Raw genomic sequence first — 22,252 nt, 5'->3', positions numbered from 1 at the left:
GCAGCCTCACAAAAACATCAGGAAATAGAGCAGGAAAATGTTAACGATTAACAGTAGCACACCGGTTGGAATCTGAGCCTTAATGACCGCGTTACGATCGGGCAGCTCCAGCAGCGCCGCCGGAACAATATTGAAGTTGGCCGCCATTGGCGTCATCAGCGTGCCACAGTAACCGGAGAACATACCAATCGCCGCCATCACCGCCGGATTTCCGCCGTGCTGCAGCACCAGAATCGGAATGCCAACGCCTGCAGTAATAATCGGAAATGCCGCAAACGCGTTACCCATGACCATGGTTAACAGTGCCATCCCGACGGCATAGACGGTGACGGCGATAAAGCGGTTATCCACCGCCAGCCAGGTTTCAGTCAGATGCGAAATAGCACTGCCTACGCCCGCGGCGGTAAACAGCAGTCCCAGGGTGGCGAGAATCTGCGGCAGGATAAACGCCCAGCCAATTGAATCCAGCAGGCGACGGGTCTCCTGCATCGACTGTACCGGTTTTTCATGGGTCAGTTTTAACGCCACCAGCCAGCCAATCACACAGCCGGCCATCATTGAAAACAATGTCACCAGCGTGGCGTGATTACCGGGACCGAACACCGCATCCTGCAACCCAGGAATATTGTTGAACGCCAGCACACCGACCACGGTCACAACCGGAATCGCCAGTGCAGGCAGAAACAGCTTATTCCGCAGACGCTGTGCGCTTGCCTGTTTCTCTTCATTAGTGCGCTGATGATAACGACCCAGCCGGACACCCCCTAAACCCGCAATCAGCGCCATGATCACCACAATGACACCGATGGTGATGTGCAGCATTCGGGTGCCCGCCGCGTCCGAGCCCATCAGGCTGCTCATCAGCGCCGTCGTCCAGTCACCGACCAGAAAAACCAGGCCATATAAGGCCCAGAAGAGTCCGGTGGTAAAGCGACGCGGATTAGCGCGGTCACGCCATGAGAGGATAGCCACCACCAGCAGGATAATGCCCGCCAGCCACATCAGATATTGTTGCTGAAACATTACTGGCCTCCTTTGGCTTTCAGCGCCTGGCTGTTGAGCTGCTGCAGCTCACGTGCCAGCTGACGATCCAGACGAACCAGACGCGCTGAATGGATCAGGAACGCAGCAACGGCAGTCGGAATGCCCCATAAGGCGATGTGCAGCGGCTCAGTCTGAATCCCGGCCGACGCCTGCATAAAGTTGTGCATAAAGATAATCGCGCCAAATGCCACGAAGATATCTTCACCAAAGAACAGGCCGACGTTATCGGTCGCCGCTGACATGGCGCGCAGCTTATGGCGCAGTTCAGGCGAGATCTCGCCATAGCGATTTTCTGTGGCGCCCTCCGCCATCGGTGCCAGTAACGGACGCACCATCTGCGGATGTCCGCCAAGACTGGTTAACCCCAGTGCCGCAGTAATTTCACGCACAAACAGGTAGACGATCAGCAGCCGTCCGGCGGTGGCGGTTTTAATCTGAGCAATCCACGCCTGCGCCCTTTCTTTTAGCCCGTGACGTTCCAGCAGGCCAATGACCGCTAGTGGCAGCAGCAGAATCAGCGGCAGGTTCCGGGTGTTAAGAAACCCTGCGCCGAGTTTTTCCAGAATGTCCGCCAGCGGCATCATCGCAGCCAGACCGGTGACAAATCCGACGACAATCACCACCAGCACCGGATTAAAACGTAATACGAAGCCGACGATGATCGCGGCAATGCCCAGTAGTGGCCAGAGATTCACTGCAGTTTCCATGGATTTTCCCCGAGTTAAAAAACCCGGCATAAGCCGGGCTAAGTGTGATTATTCAGGCGCTGGTGACACGAATCTGCTGGTCGGCAAACGCATCACGTAACCGCTGTGCAAACTGCAGGGCATGCTCGCCGTCGCCATGTAAGCAGACAGTCTGCGCGTTCACCGCCACCCATTCTCCGGTGATACTTTTCACTTTGCCCTGCCGTACCATTGTCAGTGTCTGATCGATAGCCTGCTGTTCATTCTCAATCAGCGCGCCCGGCTGGTTGCGCGGCACCAGCGCACCGCTGCTGAGATAGCCACGGTCAGCAAACACCTCTTCCCGCGTGTGTAAACCGTAATGCGCCGCAGCACGGATCGATTCGCTATTCGCCAGCCCGACCACAATCAGCTGGCTGTCCACCGCCCTGATGGCGCGGGCAATGGCATCAGCCAGCACCGGGTCAGATGCAGCCTGGTTATAGAGCATGCCGTGTGGCTTAACATGCACCAGGCGCGCGCCCTCACTTTCTGCCAGACTTTTCAGCGCGCCAATCTGATAGATCATCTGGGCATAGACCGTTTCCGGCGGCAACTGCATGGCGCTGCGGCCAAAGTTCTCGCGATCGGGAAAGGCGGGATGCGCCCCGATGGCGACGCCGGATGCCTTTGCCCAGCGCACCGACTGCAGCATGGTCTGTGCATCACCGGCGTGAAAGCCACAGGCGATGTTGGCAGAGCTCACCAGTTGCAGCAGCGCTTCATCGCTGGCGCAGCCCTCACCCAGGTCGGCGTTTAAATCAATTTTCATTGAGTCCCCATTTCATCTGGTCCAGAGCGCGTTGCTGATGCTGACGGGCCAGCATCGCTTCCGGCAGGGTGCAGTGAATAAAGTGAATCGGCTCACCCAGACGGATTTGCGCCAGGTGATAAAGATCGGCTTCGATAACAGAAGCGATGCGCGGATAACCACCGGTAGTCTGGGCATCCGCCATCAATACGATGGGCTGTCCGTTCGGCGGCACCTGAATCACACCTGGCATCACGCCGTGTGACAGCAGCTCGCGCGGGCGCTCACGTTTAAGCTCACGTCCTTCCAGCCGGTATCCCATCCGGTTACTTTGCGGGCTGAGTTTCCATGCGGTGCGCCAGAACGCCTGCTGCGCTTCGGGACTGAATTCGTGATACTCCGGACCAGGCAAGGCGCGAATGCGGTTGCCCCACAGCAGTTGTCGTACCCCGACTTTGCGGTCGAACTGACGCGTCGGTTTCCCCAGCGGGACCTGCTCGCCATCCTGCAAGGCGCGCCCATGAAATCCGCCAAATTTTGCTTTCAGGTCGGTACTGGCAGAGCCAAGCACCGCGGGGATGTCAAAACCACCCTGCACCGCCAGATAGCTGCGCATACCACGCTGCGGCATCGCCAGCGACAGGACCTGTCCGCGTTTCACTGGCGTGCGCCAGCCCGTCCAGACCGGCTGGCCGTCCAGCTCCGCATGACAGCCTGCACCCGTCAGCGCAAACCAGCCGTCGCGGGTAAACGCTGCTTTGAACTGGCCGAGCACCATCTCCAGCACCGCGCTGTCGGGCGCATTGCCTACCAGTACGTTGGCGGTGAACATGGCGGGATAATCCAGCACGCCACCGGGGCTGATACCGAACTGACGCCAGCCGTATCGACCCGCATCCTGAATAGTGGCCGCCAGCCCGGCCCGCAGAATGTTTAACATACGCCCTCCTGTTGCGGCACAAAGCGCACTTTGTCACCCGGACGGAGCAGCGTGGGCGGTTGCTGCAGCGGATCAAACAGCGCGGTGCGTGTCTGGCCGATCAACTGCCAGCCGCCGGGCGACGCCAGAGGGTAGACGCCGGTCTGGCTGCCACCGATACCCACGGATCCCGCGGGCACGGCCACCCTGGGCTCACTACGACGCGGAATGTGCAGGCGCGGATCCAGTCCGCCCAGATAGGGGAAACCCGGCTGAAAGCCAATAAAAAACACGACGTATTCGCTGCTGCTGTGCAGCTCAACCACCTGATGAGGCGTCAGCGCGGCATGTTCAGCCACCGCCGTCAGGTCGGGACCGGCCTCACCGCCGTAGATCACCGGGATCTCTACCAGACGCGACTCAGGTAATTGCGCTTCACTCTCTTCCCACCATCGCTGAAGTCGCTCAATCGCATCCAGCGCACTCTGCTGGGGATCACGCAAAATCAAGGTGATGTTGTTCATGCCGGGAATGACCTCCAGCACGCTCGCAGAGGACTGCAATCGCTGGTTAAGTCCCCAGATACGTTGCTGACTCTCCAGTGAGACCGGGGGTTCCAGCTCCAGCACGACAGCGCGTTCACCCAATAAATAACACCGTGCTCGTTGCAACAGCTACCTCCCGCTCAGTTGAGATCGCGACCGGCTGACCGTGCCGGATGCCCGAATCAGCCGATGGCTTATCTACATAAAGCAAATAGTTATGCGAAAGTGACAGGGATGTGTCAATAGATTTAGGTCCTGCGCAGGCACACAGGACCCGGGAAGGAGATCAGGCAGGATTGGGAATATCAATGAAAGTCACATCAAGCTCGTGGTGCTGCGCCAGCCACTCGCCCAGCGCTTTTACGCCGCCGCGCTCGGTAGCGTGATGGCCTGCAGCAAAGAAGTGCAGCCCCTGCTCACGTGCGCTGTGAATGGTCTGTTCAGAGACTTCTCCGGTGATATAAGCATCGACGCCTGCGGCAGCGGCCTGGTCGATAAAGCCCTGGCCACCCCCGCTGCACCAGGCGATACGACGAATCAGCGCGGGCGCGTTATCGCCGCAATGCAGCGGTTCACGTCCCAGTCGGTCACCGATTCGACGTGCCAGCTGCTCACCGGAGATCGGCTCAGCCAGCTCACCCCAGAACACCAGCGGCATCACTTCACCCTTTATTTCAATATCCAGCAAGTTTGCCAGCTGGGCGTTGTTGCCCAGTTCAGGATGCGCGTCGAGCGGCAGGTGCCAGCCATAGAGATTAATATCATTAGCCAGCAGAGTGCGCAGACGACGACGCTTCATACCTTTAATCGCGGCCGGTTCACTTTTCCAGAAATAGCCATGATGGACAATAATCGCATCGGCCTGACGTGCCACCGCCTCGTCCAGCAGTGCCTGACAGGCCGTCACGCCGGTGATAATCGTTTTGACCTGGCTGCGTCCCTCAACCTGCAAACCGTTGGGGGCGTAGTCACTGAAGCTGTGGCTGTCGAGGTGCTGATTGATCAGCGTCTCTAATTCGTAATGGTTCATTCAGGCTCCTTCGAGGCCTCAGGCGGCGCTTTTGGCGCGCTCAAAGGCATCTAATGTCTTTTTACGGGCGGCCTTATGATCCACGATTGGTGCCGGATAATCGAGTTTCTTGTGATGCTTCTCCGCCCAGACGTGGGGCTGGTGAATATCGCTGTCAGGGACGTCGGCCAGTTCCGGCAGATAGTGGCGGATAAAATCCCCCTTCTCGTCGAAGCGCTCGCCCTGTGTCGTCGGATTAAAGATGCGAAAATAGGGAGCCGCGTCAGTGCCCGTCGATGCTGCCCACTGCCAGCCGCCGTTGTTCGCGGCCAGATCGCCATCGATCAGTTGCTGCATAAAATAGCGTTCGCCTTCACGCCAGTCAATCAGCAGATCTTTGACCAGGAAACTGGCTGTGATCATTCTTAAGCGGTTGTGCATCCAGCCCAGCGCCTTCATCTGACGCATCGCCGCATCGACAATCGGGTAACCCGTTCTACCCGCTTTCCAGGCGTCAAAGTGTGCGTCGTTACGCTGCCATTCAACGTTACGCGTCCAGTCGATAAACGGCTGATGCCGACACAGCGCCGGGTAGGCAACCAGCAGATGGCGGTAGAACTCACGCCAGATCAGCTCGTTCAGCCAGGTAAATGCGCGGCTGTTGTCCAGTGCATCGGGATGCTCATGCAACACACGATGCAGGCATTGGCGGGGTGACAGCACGCCGGTCGCCAGATAAACCGACAGACGGCTGGTGGCATCCAGCGCCGGCAGGTCACGCTTCGCAGGGTAATCGATAACCGGTTTAGTGGCGAAATGACGTAAACGCTTCAGCGCAGCTGCTTCGCCTGCCGGGAACAGATCTTCATCAAAAGCCTTGGTCGGATAGTCAAAAGCAGGAATCGGGGTGACTTTCAGCGGCGAACCTTCACGCGGTTTCGGCGCTGGCACGCACTCCGGCAGACTCTGTTGCAAACGGCGGACAAACGCTTTGCTAAACGGCGTAAAAACCTTATACATCGAGCGGTCGCCGCTCTGCACGCTGCCGGGCGGCAGCAACAGGCTGTCATCAAAACCCTGACAAATGACGCCCGCATCATCAAGACGCTTTTCAGCCCGGGCATCGCGCTGGCGCTCGTTGACCTCATACTGATAGTTGTAGAAAAGCTGATCGACCTTTTGCTTTTCGCAGAATTCCGCCAGCGCATCAATACTGTCGCTGAAGGCATGACAGGCCTGATAGTGAAGGGGAATGCCCCGCTCAGCAAGGGCGCTCTGGACTTCCAGCAGACTGGCGTGAATAAACGCCGCCTGTTTTGGGGACATGTCATGCTGCTGCCACTGTTCTGGCGTGGAGAGGTAGAGCGCAATCACTTTTGCATCGCTGTCGCGGCAGGCGGCGTGCAGCGCCAGGTTGTCGTTGATGCGTAAATCGTTACGCAACCAGACCAGATGGGTGGTCATACTCCTCCTGAATTATTGTCCGTAGCGTAAGCACAAGGCTTCGGGATAGGGATCAAAATAGCGTTGCTGGGCCAGCCACGGATGCGGGTATTCGGCCATGTAGTGCTTAAGAATGGTGATCGGCACCAGCAAGGGTTGTGTGCCCTGACGATAGCGGTCAATCAGGGTTGCCAGCTCCTGGCGCTGCGGTGAGCTCAGATGGGTGCGGAAGTAGCCCTGCACATGCATCAGTACATTGGTGTGATTGCGACGTGAGGCGGGGCGTGACATCAGTTCCATCATACGATTGCGGTACTCGAAGGCAAAGGCGTCGAGCGACTCCCACTGGCTCATTGAGGCGACAAACGGTCCCAGTTCGCGATACTTCTCCTGCGAATGTGCCAGCATCATCAGTTTGTAGCGGCTGTGAAAGGCGATTAAAGCCTGACGGGTCAGGCCATTTTCCCACATCTGATTGAACTCGTGCAGCGCGCAGATACGACCAATAAAGTTTTCACGCAGAGCGGGATCGTGCAGACGACCATCTTCCTCCAGCGGCAGCCAGGGCATTTCGCGCTGCAGGAATTCAGCAAAAATACCAGTGCCCACTTTGCGGTTGTTATTGTTGTCAGGCTCATAGACCCGCACACGCTCCATGCCGCAGCTGGGGGACTTGGCGCACAGAATATAGCCGCAGAGATGATGCAGCGATTTTACCCGCTCGGCAGACCAGTCACGCATCTGCGTGGTGACCTCTTCTCCACCATCTTTGCTGAAGCAGAGATGCAGCTCATCGTCGCCCTGCTTTACCAGGCGTAATGCCGGGCGCGGCGTTGGCAAACCGATCGCCATTTCCGGACAGATCGGTTCAAAACGCACAAACGGGGTAAGATCGTCGGTCGCAAAAGTAAGACGCTTGTGCCCACCATCAAATCTGACGCGGTCGCCGAGCAGGCATGCACTGATTCCAACGGGGATTTTTTTGCTCATACTTGTACAACCTCAGAAATCTTGTAGAGGTTTAAGTGTAGCGCAAAATGGTCAGGAATAAAGGAGGAAAACGCGGTTCAGATCTGCTTATACTCAGAAAAAACGCAAAAAAAAGCCCGGTCAATTGACCAGGCCTGTTTTGTGGCAGTACGACTTACCAGAACGCGCCACCACCGGCTTCAGACTGCGCCAGCCAGACCGGCTTTGCGCTGGTCTTGCACCAGACACGGTGCAGGTAACTGTAGAAACGTGCCCGGTCCTGTCGAAACAGCATGACAGGAAGCGCCAGCACGCCGAGAAAAACCACCAGCGTACGACGCGCGATAATTTTGTAACGTGGATAAGCCTGATACATGGTTCTCCTCCCGGTAAGCAAAAGTGTTTGAATGTGATCTGTGTCTGACTTTACGCCAGGTTGTGTAATTTTACTACTCGTCTGACCACTTATTTGCCGCTATTTACACGGTTTAAGAATCAGCCTGTAATTAAGTTACAGATAAGTTATCGTCTGGTTACATGAGGGTTTAAACGCCCGGAAGGTGAAGCTCACGGACGGCAGCCTGTAATATTGATAAAATGGTAGTTCGGCCCCTATCCAAGGCAGGTATTGCGTGACCACGGTTTTGATCGTTGAAGATGAAAAAGAGATCCGTCGCTTTGTCCGGCTGGCGCTGGAAAATGAAGATCTTAAGGTGTTTGATGCCGATACGCTGCAGCGCGGACTGATTGAAGCGGCAACCCGTAAGCCCGATTTAGTGATCCTCGATCTTGGCCTGCCAGATGGGGATGGCACCGATTTTATCCGTGACCTGCGCCAGTGGAGCGCCATCCCGGTAATTGTATTGTCAGCGCGCAGCGATGAGCAGGATAAAATCGCCGCACTGGATGCAGGCGCGGATGACTATCTGACCAAACCTTTTGGTATTGGCGAACTGCTGGCGCGCGTCCGGGTTGCGCTGCGTCGTCATAGTGGCCAGCAACCTGATGCCAGAGTTCACTTTGCCGACGTCAGTGTCGATTTCGCCGCACGGCGGGTGCAGCGCGGCGGCAATGAGATTCACCTCACTCCAATAGAATTTCGTCTGTTGAGTATTCTGCTGAATAACGCAGGAAAGGTGCTGACACAGCGACAGCTGCTGAGCCAGGTGTGGGGACCTAATGCGGTGGAGCACAGCCATTATCTGCGCATCTATATGGGCCATCTGCGCCAGAAGCTGGAAGCGAATCCGACACAACCTGCCCATCTGCTGACCGAAACCGGGATCGGCTACCGTTTTATGCCATAAAAAAAGGCGCCAGAGGCGCCTTTCATGACTGCAAACAAACTCAAATCATACTGAATCTGACCGCAACGGATAAACCCGAGGCAAAGGGAACAGGGTCAGAGGAGGAAAGCGTCCCACGCCATGGATGGCGTGGGCCGAGCGTGTCATGGATGACGGCTTTTGCGTCTTTCCGATCTGACCCTGTTTCCTGTGCTGGCACGATCCCGCAACTAACCGGGGTAGAATTTGTCAGCAATCTAAAAGGCGCCAGAGGCGCCTTTTCTCATCCTGACTTATCAGGCGTTTTTCAGCACTTCACTGACAATCTCTACGGCTTCTTTCTCAATCTGCTCGCGATGTTCTGCGCCCAGGAAGCTTTCACAGTAGATTTTGTAGGCATCTTCGGTGCCTGAAGGACGGGCAGCAAACCAGCCATTCTCCGTCATCACTTTCAGACCGCCGATTGAGGCACCGTTACCTGGTGCCGCCGTCAGACGCGCGGTGATAGGATCACCCGCCAGCGTATCCGCGCTCACCATCTCTGGTGACAGCTTCGACAGTGCAGCTTTCTGCGCTGAAGTGGCGGATGCCTGCAGACGGTTGTAGCTTGGTGCGCCAAAACGCGCAGCCAGTTCATCATAATGCTGCTGCGGATTTTTACCGGTCACCGCTGTAATTTCAGCCGCCAGCAGACACATGATGATGCCATCTTTGTCCGTTGACCACGGCGTGCCGTCGAAACGCAGGAATGAAGCGCCCGCGCTCTCTTCACCGCCGAAACCGAAGCTGCCGTCATACAGACCATCAACAAACCATTTGAAACCAACTGGCACTTCCACCAGCTTGCGACCAATGTCGTTGACCACACGGTCAATCATGGCGCTGGACACCAGGGTTTTACCCACGGCAACATCCTGGCCCCACTGTGGACGATGCTGGAACAGATAGTTGATCGCAACCGCCAGATAGTGGTTTGGATTCATCAGACCCGCCGGGGTCACGATGCCGTGACGGTCATAATCGGGATCGTTGCCGAACGCCAGATCGAACTTGTCGCGGTAAGCCAGCAGGCCTGCCATTGCGCTTTCGGACGAACAGTCCATGCGCACAACGCCATCTTTATCCAGATGCATAAAGCGGAAGGTCTGATCGACTGCATCGTTTACCAGCGTCAGATCCAGCTTGTAATGCTCAGCAATACGCTGCCAGTAAGCAATACCTGAACCGCCCAGTGGATCAACACCCAGCTTCAGGCCAGCTTTCTGAATTGCCGGGAAATCGATAATCTCTGCCAGACCTTCAACGTAAGGCTGGATCAGATCTTTCTCGACCACGTGACCGCTCGCCATAGCCTGTTCAAGTGGCAGACGTTTCACCTCTTTCAGCCCATCTTTGATCAGCTGATTAGCGCGATCTTCCACCACTTTAGTGACGTTGGTATCCGCCGGTCCACCGTTAGGTGGATTGTACTTAATGCCGCCATCTTCCGGTGGGTTGTGCGAAGGTGTGATGACGATACCATCTGCCAGCGGGCCACCCGCTTTATTGTGCTCAAGAATGGCGTTGGAAATCGCAGGGGTTGGCGTATAGCCATTATCCTGCTGAACAATCACATCAACGCCGTTCGCCGCCAGGACTTCCAGAACAGACAGAATCGCCGGTTCTGACAGCGCATGAGTATCTTTACCGACGTAGCAAGGTCCGGTGATGCCGTTCTTTTTACGCTCTTCGGCAATTGCCTGAGCGATGGCCAGAATGTGCATCTCGTTGAAGCTCTGGCACCCTGCACTGCCGCGATGGCCAGAGGTGCCAAATTTCACCGCATGTTCCGGGTTCGCCACATCGGGCTGCAGGACATAATATTGTGACGTTAATTGTGCAACGTTAATCAAATCGCTCTGCTGGGCGGGTTGCCCGGCACGTGGGTGATTGGCCATTGGCGCTGCTCCCTGACGCTTAAGTTTTTAAATGGTGCCGCAAACTTTCTCGGTCAGTTCCGCAGGGAACTGCATCGAGAGCATGATGTGTTCAACCATGCTGCATTTACGACCAGTATTGGTGTTGGTGATCACCCAGTACGGCGTGCCGGGCACATGCTTCGGCTTAGTATGGGTGCCATTCTGCAACAGCGTATGCTCATCGCCTGCAAAATAGACGCGGGTACGCCCCTGCAGCGATGCAGTAGCCTCAGCAAAGGCTGCGGTATCAAGACGATAGAGCGTTGACAAAATAAGCATAAAGCGATTCACCGCCCGCTTCTGCTCCGCATATTCATCGGAAAGCAGCAGCTCACGCACCGCGCGAACACGATCCTGCGGGCGGGAACCCACAGAGGCCTGGGACTCTTTCGCTGCCTCTTTTGACGCTGGCTGAGCAGGCGAAGCAGGTGCAGTCTGACCGGCCGTGAATTTCAGCATACGACGCAGAATGTCGGATGCGCTTTCACCAATGTGTTGCGTATGGCTGGCAATATAACGGTAGAGCTCTTCGTCAACTTCAATCGTTTTCATCTTATTCCGTACGGTTCTTTCTCATGACAGAACCACCTGTTTCCTGAAAAGCACTGAGTATAGTCAGGCAATTCAAAAGGTGTGTGGGTTCTAACATCAGGATTATAAAGTTAAATTCAGGCGGGTTGTTAGCAATCAAACGGTTTACGGGCAAAAGTCAGAATATGTCCTAATGCCACCGGAACCGGCGCACCTGAAAAGGTGAAACCATGATAACCTAAGCTCAGGTCTCAAACTTAAGAACTTTGCTATGATTTTGAACGCCCGTCTGCAAACTGAACAATCCCCTCCTGATTCCCTGCCCATCCTCCTTATCCATGGTCTGTTTGGCAGCCTGGATAACCTTGGTGTGCTGGCGCGCGGGCTGAAAGATGCCGGTCCCCTGCTGCAGGTTGATGTCCGTAACCACGGTCTTTCGCCACGATCCGACGAGATGAACTACGCTGTAATGGCGCAGGATATGGTCGACACGCTGGATGCACAGGGCATCGAACGCGTCGCGGTTATCGGTCACTCGATGGGCGGTAAAATCGCGATGACCATGAGCGCGCTGGTGCCGGATCGCATTGAGCGACTGGTGATGATCGATATCGCACCAGTGGACTACCAGACCCGCCGCCACGATGAGATTTTTGCCGGTATTCGTGCCGTCACTGATGCGGGCGTTTCATCCCGCAGCGAGGCAGCCCGCATTATGCGCACGCTGATTGATGAAGAAGGGGTTATCCAGTTTCTGCTGAAGTCATTTCAGGAGGGTGAGTGGCGCTTCAATGTGCCGGTACTGTGGGATAACTACACCACGATTTCTGGCTGGCAGCCGGTTCCTGCCTGGGATCATCCCGCGTTGTTTATTCGTGGCGGCGACTCAAGCTATCTGGATAACCGCTACCGCGACGTGTTACTTCAACAGTTTCCGGCGGCTCAGGCACATGTCATTGGCGGCGCCGGGCACTGGGTTCATGCAGAGAAACCTGATGCCGTTTTGCGCAGCATTCGTCGTTTTTTTGCGCTTTAAAAGCAAATAGATGGCGGTAAAAGTTTAGGATTGGCGTCGGGAGTACGCGTGAAGTATGATGGCGCGCTAAAATTTTGCCGCTGGTCAGTTTTGCTGCGGCAATGGCCAATAATTTATAATCTGCGCGGTGAGTGTCTGGCGCCCGCCCCCATTCAGTTTTACTAAGCCATGGCAAAAGAACAGACTGACCGCACGACGCTCGATCTCTTTGCTGATGAGCGCCGCCCCGGTCGACCCAAAACCAGTCCGCTTTCGCGTGATGAACAGCTGCGCATCAACAAGCGCAACCAGCTTAAACGTGACAAAGGACGCGGACTTCGTCGTGTCGAACTGAAAATGAACAGTGAAGCCGTCGATGCACTTAATACGCTGGCAGAACAGCGTAATCTCAGCCGCAGCGAACTGATTGAACAGATGCTGCTGGCGCAGCTCAAACTGGATTGATGCGGGCAAATCGCACGCAGGAGCAAATGTCGGGGCTTTAACCGTTCACCGGTTTTCTCTCGTCTGCTATTATTCGCTGAAATGTGCTGCGGCACACATCTCATCATCAGGATTTAAGAGGTTATTTTACTCATGGCACTCGTAGGCATCTTCTTTGGCAGCGATACCGGTAATACCGAAAACATTGCAAAAATGATCCAGAAACAGCTGGGTTCAGACGTTGCAGAAGTGCATGACATCGCGAAAAGCACAAAAGAAGATCTGGAAGCATTTGATATCCTGCTGCTGGGTATTCCAACCTGGTACTACGGTGAAGCACAGTGTGACTGGGATGACTTCTTCCCGACGCTGGAAGAGATCGACTTTAATGGCAAGCTGGTGGCGTTGTTTGGCTGCGGCGATCAGGAAGATTACGCAGAGTACTTCTGTGATGCGATGGGCACTATCCGCGACATTATTGAGCCACACGGTGCCGTGATTGTCGGACACTGGCCAACTGAGGGCTACCATTTCGAAGCCTCAAAAGGTCTGGCGGATGATACCCACTTCCTGGGTCTGGCTATCGACGAAGATCGTCAGCCTGAACTGACTAACCAGCGAGTTGATCAGTGGGTTAAGCAGATTTTTGATGAACTGCAACTGAAAGAGATCATCGAAGCGTGATGGTGTCTGACTCAATGTGAGCGCCAGCTCACATTGAGGTAATGGAAATTCCTATAGAAATAATAGCCACATTTTTTTAACTTTCTCCGTTTAATCTGTAGAATACCCGCATCGATCTTCCGCTTATTTTCTCACGCGGCAAGACTAAGCGATGTACAAACAGACATCTGCCAGAATTCTCCCCGGCCCGGTGACGCCTCCCCAGCAGCCCATGATGATTCAGGCACGCCCTCTGGTTTTCATTTCATCGCTTCAGTTCTATAATGAGACGCAAATGAGAATGAGTGTAGATCGACATTCAAGGCGACAAGCCACAAAAGTGAATATTAGTTACAGGACAAAATCCGCATGACTGACAACAACACCGCATTAAAGAAGGCTGGCCTGAAAGTGACACTGCCCAGACTGAAAATTCTGGAAGTGCTTCAGGAACCTGAGTGCCATCACGTCAGTGCGGAAGATTTGTATAAACGCCTGATTGATATCGGCGAAGAGATTGGACTGGCTACCGTTTACCGTGTGCTTAACCAGTTCGATGACGCGGGTATTGTGACGCGCCACAATTTCGAAGGCGGCAAATCGGTCTTCGAACTGACGCAGCAGCATCATCACGATCACCTGATCTGCCTGGATTGCGGCAAGGTTATTGAGTTCAGCGACGAGTCTATCGAAACGCGTCAGCGTGAAATCGCAACCCGCCACGGCATCAAGCTCACTAACCACAGCCTCTATCTTTACGGACACTGCACACTGGGCGATTGCCGGGAAAATGAAACCCTGCACGACCAGTAACGCGAGCTGAAATAAAAAAACCGGTGAATTCACCGGTTTTTTTTCGTCTGATGTCTGCTGTCAGTCAGGCGACCAGCGTCTCCTGCAGATAACGCCAGCGCGGAATAGAGCTACTGCAATCGAGAATGGCCAGCGAGATGCGGCTATTGTTATTGCCATTCATCATCTGCATTTCGCGATACTGCACGGTGATCTCTTTATCATGATGAGAGAGGATCACATGTTCGCAGGTGGCAATGCGCATCCCTTCCCGCTGCCCCTGCAACTGCCGGAAAAGATCCTCGACCTCGTTCAGATTGTACTCTTTGCCTTTAGGGGTCACCATGCGGAATTCAGGATGAAAATAGGACATCAGCAGCTCAAAACTGTCGTCTGATCCGGCGGGCTTATTAAAAATACGTTCAATGAGCTGATGTAAAACGACGACACTGTGTTTGGCTTCCTGGGCGAGAACGGTCATATTTTTTCCTTCTGTAACCCGCTGTGCGACCTCTGAGAGCGCATAGCCTACCTGAAAGCTGCTAATTCACATCCTGAAATTGATTAATTTTTTTAAACTCAGATTTCTCTCACAGTATGGCATTTAATGGATTGCAGTTAGTTCAGAACAAACGTCGGTAATGGTCGAAATAGGGACAATAAAAAAGGGCGATAAATCGCCCTTTTGTCATTTTATGAGGTCAGCCTCACCACGTTATTCGCCGGCTTTCGTCCAGGTATCACGAAGACCAACGGTACGGTTGAATACCAACTGCGAGGGCGTAGAGTAAACGCTGTCGGCGCAGAAATAACCTTCACGTTCAAACTGGAACGGTGTGGTCGGTTCTACATCGCGCAGGCTCGGTTCCACAAAGCCCTGTTTAATCGCCAGTGACTCAGGGTTGATTACCGCCAGGAAGTCCTCAGCCGCACCCGGGTTTGGCACGCTGAACAGGCGGTCATACAGACGGAACTCAGCAGGCTGCGCGTGATCGGCAGAGACCCAGTGAATCACGCCTTTGACCTTACGGCCATCAGCAGGATCTTTGCTCAGCGTATCAACATCGCTGGTGCAATAGATACAGGTGATGTTGCCCGCTTCATCTTTAGCAATTCGCTCAGCACGAATCACGTAGGCGTTGCGCAGGCGAACTTCTTTGCCCAGCACCAGACGTTTATATTGCTTGTTCGCCTCTTCACGGAAATCTGCACGGTCGATCCAGATCTCGCGGCTGAACGGCACTTCACGCGTGCCCATCTCCGGCTTACCCGGATGATTGGGCATGGTGAGGGTTTCGCTGTGACCCGCTGGCAGGTTTTCGATCACCACTTTTAGCGGATCGAGCACCGCCATGGCACGTGGTGCATTATCGTTAAGATCATCGCGAATACAGGATTCCAGCGAGGCCATCTCCACGATGTTATCCTGTTTGGTCACGCCAATACGACGGCAGAACTCACGGATAGAGGCTGCGGTGTAACCGCGACGACGCAGACCTGAAACGGTCAGCATGCGCGGATCGTCCCAGCCTTCTACGTGCTTCTCGGTCACCAGCTGAGTGAGTTTGCGTTTCGACATCACCGCATACTCCAGATTCAGACGCGAGAACTCGTACTGGCGCGGATGAACCGGAATGGTGATGTTATCCAGCACCCAGTCATAGAGACGGCGGTTGTCCTGAAACTCCAGCGTACACAGTGAGTGCGTGATGCCTTCCAGCGCATCGGAGATGCAGTGGGTAAAGTCATACATCGGATAGATGCACCACTTGTTACCCGTCTGGTGGTGTTCTGCGAACTTGATGCGGTACAGCACCGGATCACGCATCACGATGAAACTAGAGGCCATGTCGATTTTGGCACGCAGACAGGCGCTGCCTTCGGCAAACTCACCGTTGCGCATTTTCTCAAACAGCGCCAGGTTCTCTTCCACGCTGCGATCGCGATAAGGGCTGTTTTTGCCAGGCTCTTTCAGGGTGCCGCGATATTCGCGAATCTCATCCGGACTGAGTTCATCAACGTAAGCCAGACCTTTAGAAATCAGCTCGATGGCATAATTGTAGAGCTGATCAAAATAGTTTGATGAGTAACAGACCTCACCGCTCCACTCAAAACCCAGCCACTGGACGTCACGCTTAATGGATTCAACAAATTCCATATCCTCTTTAACCGGATTGGTATCGTCGAAACGCAGGTTGCATTGCCCCTGATAATCCTGGGCGATGCCAAAATTCAGACAGATCGATTTCGCATGACCAATATGCAGATAGCCATTGGGCTCTGGCGGGAAACGGGTATGCACGCTGCTGTGCTTACCGCTCGCCAAATCTTCGTCAATGATCTGACGAATAAAGTTAGTTGGGCGGGCTTCAGCCTCACTCATCTCAAAAATCCTCAATACGAATAACGGGTGATTTGTACCACGAAGTAACGGAGTATGATCCACAAAGCGTCTGAGGGAAACAACCGTTTGTTAAGCCTTTAAAACAAAAAAGGCAGGAATCGCTTCCTGCCTGTGGGGTTCTGTTGCGGGGATTAGCCTTTCACTTCGTATAGCGGGGTTTCACCGGCTACCACCTGGCCGCGAGCCAGTAATGTCAGCCCTGCGAAGTCATCGCTGTTACTGACCACGACCGGACTCACCATTGAGCGGGCGTTCGCGTTCAGGAATTCAAGGTCCATCTCCAGCACCCGCTGACCAGCGACCACGGTGGCCCCCTCGTCAACCAGACGGGTAAAGCCTTTACCTTCCAGCGCCACGGTATCCAGTCCCATGTGTACCACTATCTCTACACCATTGTCCGTTTCCAGACAGAAGGCGTGATTGGTGTTGAAGATTTTAACCAGCGTACCCGCTATCGGTGCCACGACCCATTTGTCGCTGGGTTTGATCGCCAGACCGTCACCCACCGCTTTGCTGGCGAAGGCTTCATCCGGCACATCATCCAGTGCCACGACTTCACCGCTGACTGGTGCCAGCAGGGTTGCGATGACACGCTTCTCACTGTTCAGCACCGCCTGCGGTGCCACAGCCGGCTCAGCCGGTGCGCTGCTGGCTGTCGCTGCAGCAACCGGACCCTTGGTCAGCACTTTTTTCATGGCCGAGGCGATGCTTTCTGCCTGGGTGCCCACGATGATCTGCACGCTCTGTTTGTTAAGACGAATCACGCCGGACGCACCAAGACGCTTCGCCACACCTTCATTAACCTGAGCGGAATCATTCACATTAAGACGCAGACGGGTGATACAGGCATCGATGCTGGTTAAGTTCTCTGAACCACCCACTGCACTGATGTAACGGCGCGCCAGTGATTCAGTCGCCGTTTCACCATTGTCGGTTTTATCCACGTTGACGTCGTAACCATCACTTTCATCACCGTCAACCGCCAGCTCACGGCCTGGCGTCATCAGGTTGAATTTTTTAATCGTGAAGCGGAACACGACATAGTAGATAGCGAAGAAGACCAGCCCCTGCGGAATCAGCATGTACCAGTGTGTCGCGAGAGGATTACGGGTCGACAGCACCATATCCACCAGCCCGGCGCTGAAACCAAATCCGGCAATCCAGTGCATACTGGCAGCGATAAAGACAGAGAGACCGGTCAGAACGGCGTGGATCAGATAGAGCACCGGCGCCACGAACATAAAGGAGAATTCCAGCGGTTCGGTGATACCCGTAAAGAAGGCAGCAAACGCAGCAGCCAGCATAATACTCCCCACTTTGACGCGGTTCTCTGGACGCGCACAGTGGTAGATAGCCAGTGCTGCACCCGGCAGACCAAACATCATAATCGGGAAAAAGCCCGCCTGATAACGACCGGTAATCCCTACGGTTGCGGTTCCGTCAGCCAGTGACTGCGCACCGCCAAGGAATTTAGGAATGTCATTAATACCTGCAACGTCAAACCAGAACACGGAGTTCAGCGCGTGATGCAGACCGACCGGAATCAGCAGGCGGTTGAAGAAGGCATAGATGCCGGCACCGACAGAGCCCAGCTTCTGGATGTGTTCACCAAAGCTGACCAGGCCGTTAAACACAACTGGCCAGATGTACATCAGGATAAAAGCGACGAAGATCATCAGGAACGAAACCAGAATCGGCACCAGCCGCCGTCCGCTGAAGAAGGAGAGCGCTTTAGGCAGCTCAACATGGCTGAAGCGGTTATAGACTTCTGCTGACAGGATACCGACCAGAATACCGACAAACTGATTCTCAATTTTGCCAAACGCTGCAGGTACCTGAGCTAAAGGAATTTTCTGAATCATGGCCACCGCGGCCGGTGAGCAAAGCGTGGTGACCACCAGGAATCCGACAAAGCCGGTCAGGGCTGCCGCACCATCTTTATCTTTTGACATGCCATAGGCGATACCAATCGCAAACAGGACTGACATGTGCTCAATGATGGCAGAACCTGATTTGATCAGTAAGGCAGCCAGCGCATTGCCTGCACCCCAGCTGTCTGGATCAATCCAGTAGCCAACCCCCATTAGTATTGCTGCTGCTGGCAGGGTAGCGACCGGCACCATCAGTGCACGCCCCACCTTTTGTAAGTAACCTAACATAACCCTTCCCCCTATGAGCCTGACTTGTCGCTTTGCGCTGCTTAATGTTGTTGTGTCAGCTGCAAAGATCGTTAATACACTTCATATCACGCAGCGAAGTGTAATAATAAATTAATTCGCTTCGCAAATTAAAACCCTGCCAGATGTGATTTTTATCACTAAAAAACATCGTGTCATACGGCAACATCTGGCAATGACTGCAAACTTATTTTATGATCCGAAATATTGAATTGCGCTCCGCCCGTGGCGAGAATAGAAAATCTGCTCAGGCTGATGAGTAACGCAACGGTTTAGCGATCCCCTTTCCATTTTCTAATGAGGTGAAACATGAGACTGATTCCTTTAGCGACGCCAACCCAGGTAGGCAAATGGGCCGCCCGACATATTGTTAACCGCATCAATGCATTTAATCCGACGGCGGATAAACCTTTTGTTCTGGGTCTGCCGACCGGCGGTACACCCCTGGAGGCGTACAAGCACCTGATTGATATGCACAAAGCGGGCCAGGTCAGTTTTAAGCATGTCGTCACCTTCAATATGGACGAATATGTTGGCCTGCCGAAAGAGCATCCGGAAAGCTATCACAGTTTCATGTATCGCAATTTCTTTGATCACGTTGATATTCAACCGGAAAATATCAACCTGCTGAATGGTAATGCGCCGGATATTGACGCAGAATGTCGTCAGTACGAAGAGAAAATTCGCACGCTGGGTAAAATTCACCTGTTTATGGGCGGTGTCGGTAACGACGGTCATATCGCCTTTAACGAGCCGGCTTCTTCACTGGCCTCCCGTACCCGCATTAAAACCCTGACGCATGACACCCGCGTGGCAAACTCTCGCTTCTTTAACGGCGATGTTGATCAGGTGCCTAAATATGCCCTTACCGTGGGCGTCGGTACGCTGCTGGATGCAGAAGAAGTGATGATTCTGGTTACCGGCCATGTTAAAGCGCAGGCACTGCAGGCGGCGGTCGAAGGCAACGTGAATCATATGTGGACAATCAGCTGTCTGCAGCTGCATGCCAAATCGGTGGTGGTCTGTGATGAACCCGCCACCATGGAACTGAAAGTGAAAACCGTGAAATATTTCCGCGAAATGGAAGCGGAAAATATGAAAGGCGTGTAACAGAACATTGTCGTGCCCTGCTGTTACGCTGAGTGACAGCAGGCCAGGACGGGAGAAAAGAGATGTACGCATTAGTAAACGGTCGAATTTACAGTGGCCATGAGGTTCTGGACAATCATGCCGTCGTGGTGGCTGACGGGCTTATTGCACGCGTCTGCCCGCGTGAATCGCTCCCGGCCAATATTGAGCAGCGGGATATGGCGGGCGCGATGATTGCGCCAGGTTTTATCGATCTTCAGCTCAACGGCTGCGGCGGTGTGCAGTTCAATGACAGCCTGGATGCACTGAGTATCGAAACCCTGGAAACGATGCAGCGCGCCAATGAGAAGTCTGGCTGCACCAGCTTTTTACCGACGCTGATTACCAGCAGCGATGCCCTGATGAAGCGTGCGATTGAAACCATGCGCGCCTATCTGCAGAAACATCAGCATCAGGCCCTGGGTCTGCATCTGGAAGGGCCCTGGCTGAGTAAGGCGAAAAAAGGCACCCACGATCCGGCGCTGATTCGCCTGCCGGATGCTGCGATGGTGCAGTATCTTTGTGACAACGCAGACGTCATCACCAAAGTCACGCTGGCACCGGAAAACGCCGGCAGCGAGGTGATTCGTCAGCTGACAGACGCCAGAATCATCGTTTCAGCGGGTCACTCGAATGCGACTTATGAAGAGGCGAAAGCGGGTTTTTCTGCTGGCGTGCGTTTCGCAACGCACCTCTACAACGCCATGCCGGCATTTGCCGGCCGTGAACCCGGGCTTATCGGTGCGCTGTTTGATTCACCTGATGTATACTGCGGCATTATTGCGGATGGTTTACATGTACATTACGCTAACGTACGGAATGCAAAGCGCATTAAAGGCGACAAACTGGTGCTGGTAACGGATGCCACTGCCCCCGCTGGTGCTGACATCAGCGAGTTTATTTTTGCAGGCAAAACAATCTATTATCGTGATGGGCTTTGTGTCGACGAAAACGGCACATTAAGTGGTTCTGCCCTGACGATGATCGAAGCGGTACAAAACAGCGTCGAGCATGTGGGTATCGCACTGGATGAAGCGTTGCGCATGGCATCACTTTACCCGGCACGGGCGATGGGCGTGGAAAGGCAGTTGGGCTCGATCGAAGCAGGAAAAATCGCGAACCTGACTGTGTTTACGCGCGACTTTAAAATCATTAAGACGTTTGTCAACGGAGACGACGTCCTGAGCGAGTAAGCACTGAATGACCACTGGCGGCCAGTCACAAATAGGAAATGTCGATCTTGTTAAGCAACTCAATAGCGCAGCGGTTTACCGGCTGATTGATCAACAGGGGCCGATATCGCGCATTCAGATTGCTGAACTCAGTCAGCTTGCCCCCGCCAGTGTCACCAAAATTACCCGCCAGTTGATTGAGCGCGGCCTGATCAAAGAGGTAGACCAGCAGGCCTCTACCGGTGGTCGCCGCGCCATTTCGATTATTACTGAAACCCGCCATTTCCATACCATCGGCGTCCGTCTCGGACGCAATGATGCCACCCTGACCCTGTTCGACCTCAGTGGTAAATCACTGGCACAGGAAGATTACGCCCTGCCGGAGCGCACTCAGGAGACGCTGGAACATGCGCTGTTTAACGCTATCAGCAGCTTCATTGAGCAGCACCAGCGCAAAATACGCGAGCTGATCGCGATTTCCGTTATCCTGCCAGGGCTGGTCGATCCGATTAACGGCGTCATCCGCTATATGCCGCATATTTCCGTCAGCCACTGGCCGCTGGTCGCCAGCCTGAAAAAACGTTTCAACGTCACGAGCTTTGTCGGCCACGATATCCGCAGTCTGGCCCTGGCCGAGCACTACTTCGGTGCAAGCCGCGACTGTGCAGACTCAATTCTGGTGCGCTTACACCGTGGCACCGGTGCCGGCATTATTGCTAACGGCCATATCTTTCTTGGCAGCAACGGCAACGTCGGCGAGATCGGCCATATTCAGGTCGATCCCCTTGGTGAACGCTGCCACTGCGGCAACTTTGGCTGCCTTGAAACCATTGCCGCCAACGGCGCCATTGAAAATCGGGTGCGACATCTGTTGAGTCAGGGCCATCCCAGCACGCTGACGCTGGAGGCGAGCCAGATGTCTCATATCTGCAAAGCGGCCAATCAGGGTGATGCGCTGGCGTGTGAAGTGATCGAGCATGTGGGCCGTTATCTTGGCAAAGCGATCGCAATCGCAATCAACCTGTTTAATCCACAAAAAGTGGTGCTGGCGGGTGAGATCACAGAGGCCGAAAAAGTGCTGCTGCCCGCTATCGAAGGCTGTATCAATACCCAGGCCTTAGCCGCCTTTCGCAAAAATCTGCCGGTTGTGCGCTCCACCCTGGATCATCGTTCTGCCATTGGCGCGTTTGCGCTCGCCAAACGTGCCATGCTTAACGGCATTCTGCTGCAACATCTTCTTGAAGACTAAGCTAACCCGCTGCTGTGGCGGGCCACAT

General features: G+C 54.3%; 22 protein-coding genes. 8 read left to right on the top strand and 14 right to left on the bottom strand.

Annotated features, from left to right (window positions below; translation table 11 throughout):
* Nucleotides 1-6: 6 nt before the first annotated feature.
* The 9 genes from NP77_RS04575 to NP77_RS04535 form a co-directional block, all read right to left on the bottom strand.
* Nucleotides 7-1,023: a DUF979 domain-containing protein gene (locus tag NP77_RS04575; RefSeq protein WP_033762882.1), complete on the bottom strand. Its 1,017-nt coding sequence runs from the start codon at nucleotides 1,021-1,023 to the stop codon at nucleotides 7-9.
* Nucleotides 1,023-1,751, bottom strand: a complete 729-nt coding sequence (locus NP77_RS04570) for a DUF969 domain-containing protein (RefSeq protein ID WP_039659180.1) — start codon at nucleotides 1,749-1,751, stop codon at nucleotides 1,023-1,025. The genes NP77_RS04575 and NP77_RS04570 overlap by 1 nt, the downstream gene beginning before the upstream one ends.
* A gap of 52 nt (nucleotides 1,752-1,803) precedes the next feature.
* Nucleotides 1,804-2,541 (bottom strand): 5-oxoprolinase subunit PxpA, encoded by a 738-nt coding sequence (pxpA, locus tag NP77_RS04565; RefSeq protein WP_008925017.1) that lies wholly within the window; start codon nucleotides 2,539-2,541, stop codon nucleotides 1,804-1,806.
* Nucleotides 2,531-3,460, bottom strand: coding sequence for a 5-oxoprolinase subunit PxpC (pxpC, locus tag NP77_RS04560; protein ID WP_039659178.1), 930 nt, complete (start codon nucleotides 3,458-3,460; stop codon nucleotides 2,531-2,533). Before pxpC ends, pxpA begins: the two co-directional genes overlap by 11 nt.
* Entirely contained in the window at nucleotides 3,454-4,110 is a 657-nt protein-coding gene (gene pxpB / locus NP77_RS04555) for a 5-oxoprolinase subunit PxpB (protein WP_008925015.1), read from the bottom strand. Before pxpB ends, pxpC begins: the two co-directional genes overlap by 7 nt.
* A 160-nt stretch (nucleotides 4,111-4,270) precedes the next feature.
* A complete protein-coding gene (locus tag NP77_RS04550; RefSeq protein ID WP_008925014.1) occupies nucleotides 4,271-5,014 on the bottom strand; it encodes a type 2 GTP cyclohydrolase I in 744 nt (247 codons plus the stop codon).
* Nucleotides 5,015-5,032: 18 nt separating this feature from the next.
* A complete protein-coding gene (gene phrB / locus NP77_RS04545; protein ID WP_008925013.1) occupies nucleotides 5,033-6,457 on the bottom strand; it encodes a deoxyribodipyrimidine photo-lyase in 1,425 nt (474 codons plus the stop codon).
* 12 nt (nucleotides 6,458-6,469) lie between these two features.
* On the bottom strand, nucleotides 6,470-7,426 hold the full coding sequence (locus NP77_RS04540; protein WP_008925012.1) for a 2-thiouracil desulfurase family protein: 957 nt from the start codon (nucleotides 7,424-7,426) through the stop codon (nucleotides 6,470-6,472).
* 154 nt (nucleotides 7,427-7,580) lie between these two features.
* Nucleotides 7,581-7,781: a YbfA family protein gene (locus NP77_RS04535; protein WP_003853189.1), complete on the bottom strand. Its 201-nt coding sequence runs from the start codon at nucleotides 7,779-7,781 to the stop codon at nucleotides 7,581-7,583.
* 256 nt (nucleotides 7,782-8,037) lie between these two features.
* On the opposite strand from NP77_RS04535, the gene kdpE reads away from it, so the two are divergent.
* Nucleotides 8,038-8,712: a two-component system response regulator KdpE gene (gene kdpE, locus NP77_RS04530; protein WP_003853190.1), complete on the top strand. Its 675-nt coding sequence runs from the start codon at nucleotides 8,038-8,040 to the stop codon at nucleotides 8,710-8,712.
* A gap of 275 nt (nucleotides 8,713-8,987) precedes the next feature.
* Here kdpE and pgm read toward each other — a convergent pair whose 3' ends face one another.
* Together pgm and seqA are read right to left on the bottom strand one after the other, a co-directional pair.
* Entirely contained in the window at nucleotides 8,988-10,628 is a 1,641-nt protein-coding gene (gene pgm, locus NP77_RS04525; RefSeq protein WP_039659174.1) for a phosphoglucomutase (alpha-D-glucose-1,6-bisphosphate-dependent), read from the bottom strand.
* Between the two features lie 27 nt (nucleotides 10,629-10,655).
* Nucleotides 10,656-11,201, bottom strand: a complete 546-nt coding sequence (seqA, locus tag NP77_RS04520; RefSeq protein ID WP_008925010.1) for a replication initiation negative regulator SeqA — start codon at nucleotides 11,199-11,201, stop codon at nucleotides 10,656-10,658.
* A 250-nt stretch (nucleotides 11,202-11,451) separates the two neighbouring features.
* Between seqA and ybfF the strand changes: the two genes are divergently transcribed.
* The 4 genes from ybfF to fur all read left to right on the top strand — a co-directional run bounded on the left by ybfF (nucleotide 11,452) and on the right by fur (nucleotide 14,115).
* Nucleotides 11,452-12,216 (top strand): esterase, encoded by a 765-nt coding sequence (gene ybfF / locus NP77_RS04515; protein ID WP_003852814.1) that lies wholly within the window; start codon nucleotides 11,452-11,454, stop codon nucleotides 12,214-12,216.
* Between the two features lie 168 nt (nucleotides 12,217-12,384).
* The gene (gene ybfE / locus NP77_RS04510) at nucleotides 12,385-12,660 is read left to right on the top strand and encodes a LexA regulated protein (protein ID WP_003852811.1); all 276 of its coding nucleotides are present in this window, start codon (nucleotides 12,385-12,387) and stop codon (nucleotides 12,658-12,660) included.
* 132 nt (nucleotides 12,661-12,792) lie between these two features.
* Complete coding sequence (gene fldA, locus NP77_RS04505) at nucleotides 12,793-13,323, top strand: flavodoxin FldA (RefSeq protein WP_003852808.1); 531 nt, start codon at nucleotides 12,793-12,795, stop codon at nucleotides 13,321-13,323.
* Between the two features lie 348 nt (nucleotides 13,324-13,671).
* Nucleotides 13,672-14,115 (top strand): ferric iron uptake transcriptional regulator, encoded by a 444-nt coding sequence (gene fur / locus NP77_RS04500; RefSeq protein WP_003852805.1) that lies wholly within the window; start codon nucleotides 13,672-13,674, stop codon nucleotides 14,113-14,115.
* Between the two features lie 64 nt (nucleotides 14,116-14,179).
* Here the strand turns inward: fur and NP77_RS04495 are convergent, their stop codons facing one another.
* From NP77_RS04495 to nagE, 3 genes are all read right to left on the bottom strand, one after another.
* Entirely contained in the window at nucleotides 14,180-14,575 is a 396-nt protein-coding gene (locus NP77_RS04495) for a hypothetical protein (RefSeq protein WP_003852803.1), read from the bottom strand.
* 234 nt (nucleotides 14,576-14,809) lie between these two features.
* The gene (glnS, locus tag NP77_RS04490; protein ID WP_003852801.1) at nucleotides 14,810-16,477 is read right to left on the bottom strand and encodes a glutamine--tRNA ligase; all 1,668 of its coding nucleotides are present in this window, start codon (nucleotides 16,475-16,477) and stop codon (nucleotides 14,810-14,812) included.
* Nucleotides 16,478-16,629: 152 nt separating this feature from the next.
* A complete protein-coding gene (nagE, locus tag NP77_RS04485; RefSeq protein WP_039659171.1) occupies nucleotides 16,630-18,657 on the bottom strand; it encodes an N-acetylglucosamine-specific PTS transporter subunit IIBC in 2,028 nt (675 codons plus the stop codon).
* A 327-nt stretch (nucleotides 18,658-18,984) separates the two neighbouring features.
* Here nagE and nagB point away from each other — a divergent pair, with 327 nt between their 5' ends.
* The 3 genes from nagB (at nucleotide 18,985) to NP77_RS04470 (ending at nucleotide 22,224) form a co-directional block, all read left to right on the top strand.
* A complete protein-coding gene (gene nagB / locus NP77_RS04480) occupies nucleotides 18,985-19,785 on the top strand; it encodes a glucosamine-6-phosphate deaminase (protein WP_003852796.1) in 801 nt (266 codons plus the stop codon).
* Between the two features lie 62 nt (nucleotides 19,786-19,847).
* A complete protein-coding gene (gene nagA / locus NP77_RS04475; protein ID WP_039659169.1) occupies nucleotides 19,848-20,996 on the top strand; it encodes an N-acetylglucosamine-6-phosphate deacetylase in 1,149 nt (382 codons plus the stop codon).
* Nucleotides 20,997-21,003: 7 nt separating this feature from the next.
* The gene (locus tag NP77_RS04470) at nucleotides 21,004-22,224 is read left to right on the top strand and encodes an N-acetylglucosamine repressor (RefSeq protein ID WP_003852792.1); all 1,221 of its coding nucleotides are present in this window, start codon (nucleotides 21,004-21,006) and stop codon (nucleotides 22,222-22,224) included.
* Nucleotides 22,225-22,252 lie beyond the last annotated feature (28 nt).

It is taken from the genome of Pantoea sp. MBLJ3, from assembly GCF_000816655.1.
Taxonomy (GTDB): domain Bacteria; phylum Pseudomonadota; class Gammaproteobacteria; order Enterobacterales; family Enterobacteriaceae; genus Pantoea; species Pantoea eucalypti.
Note: the sequence above shows the minus strand (reverse complement) of the source record. Positions and strands in the feature narration are given on the sequence as shown.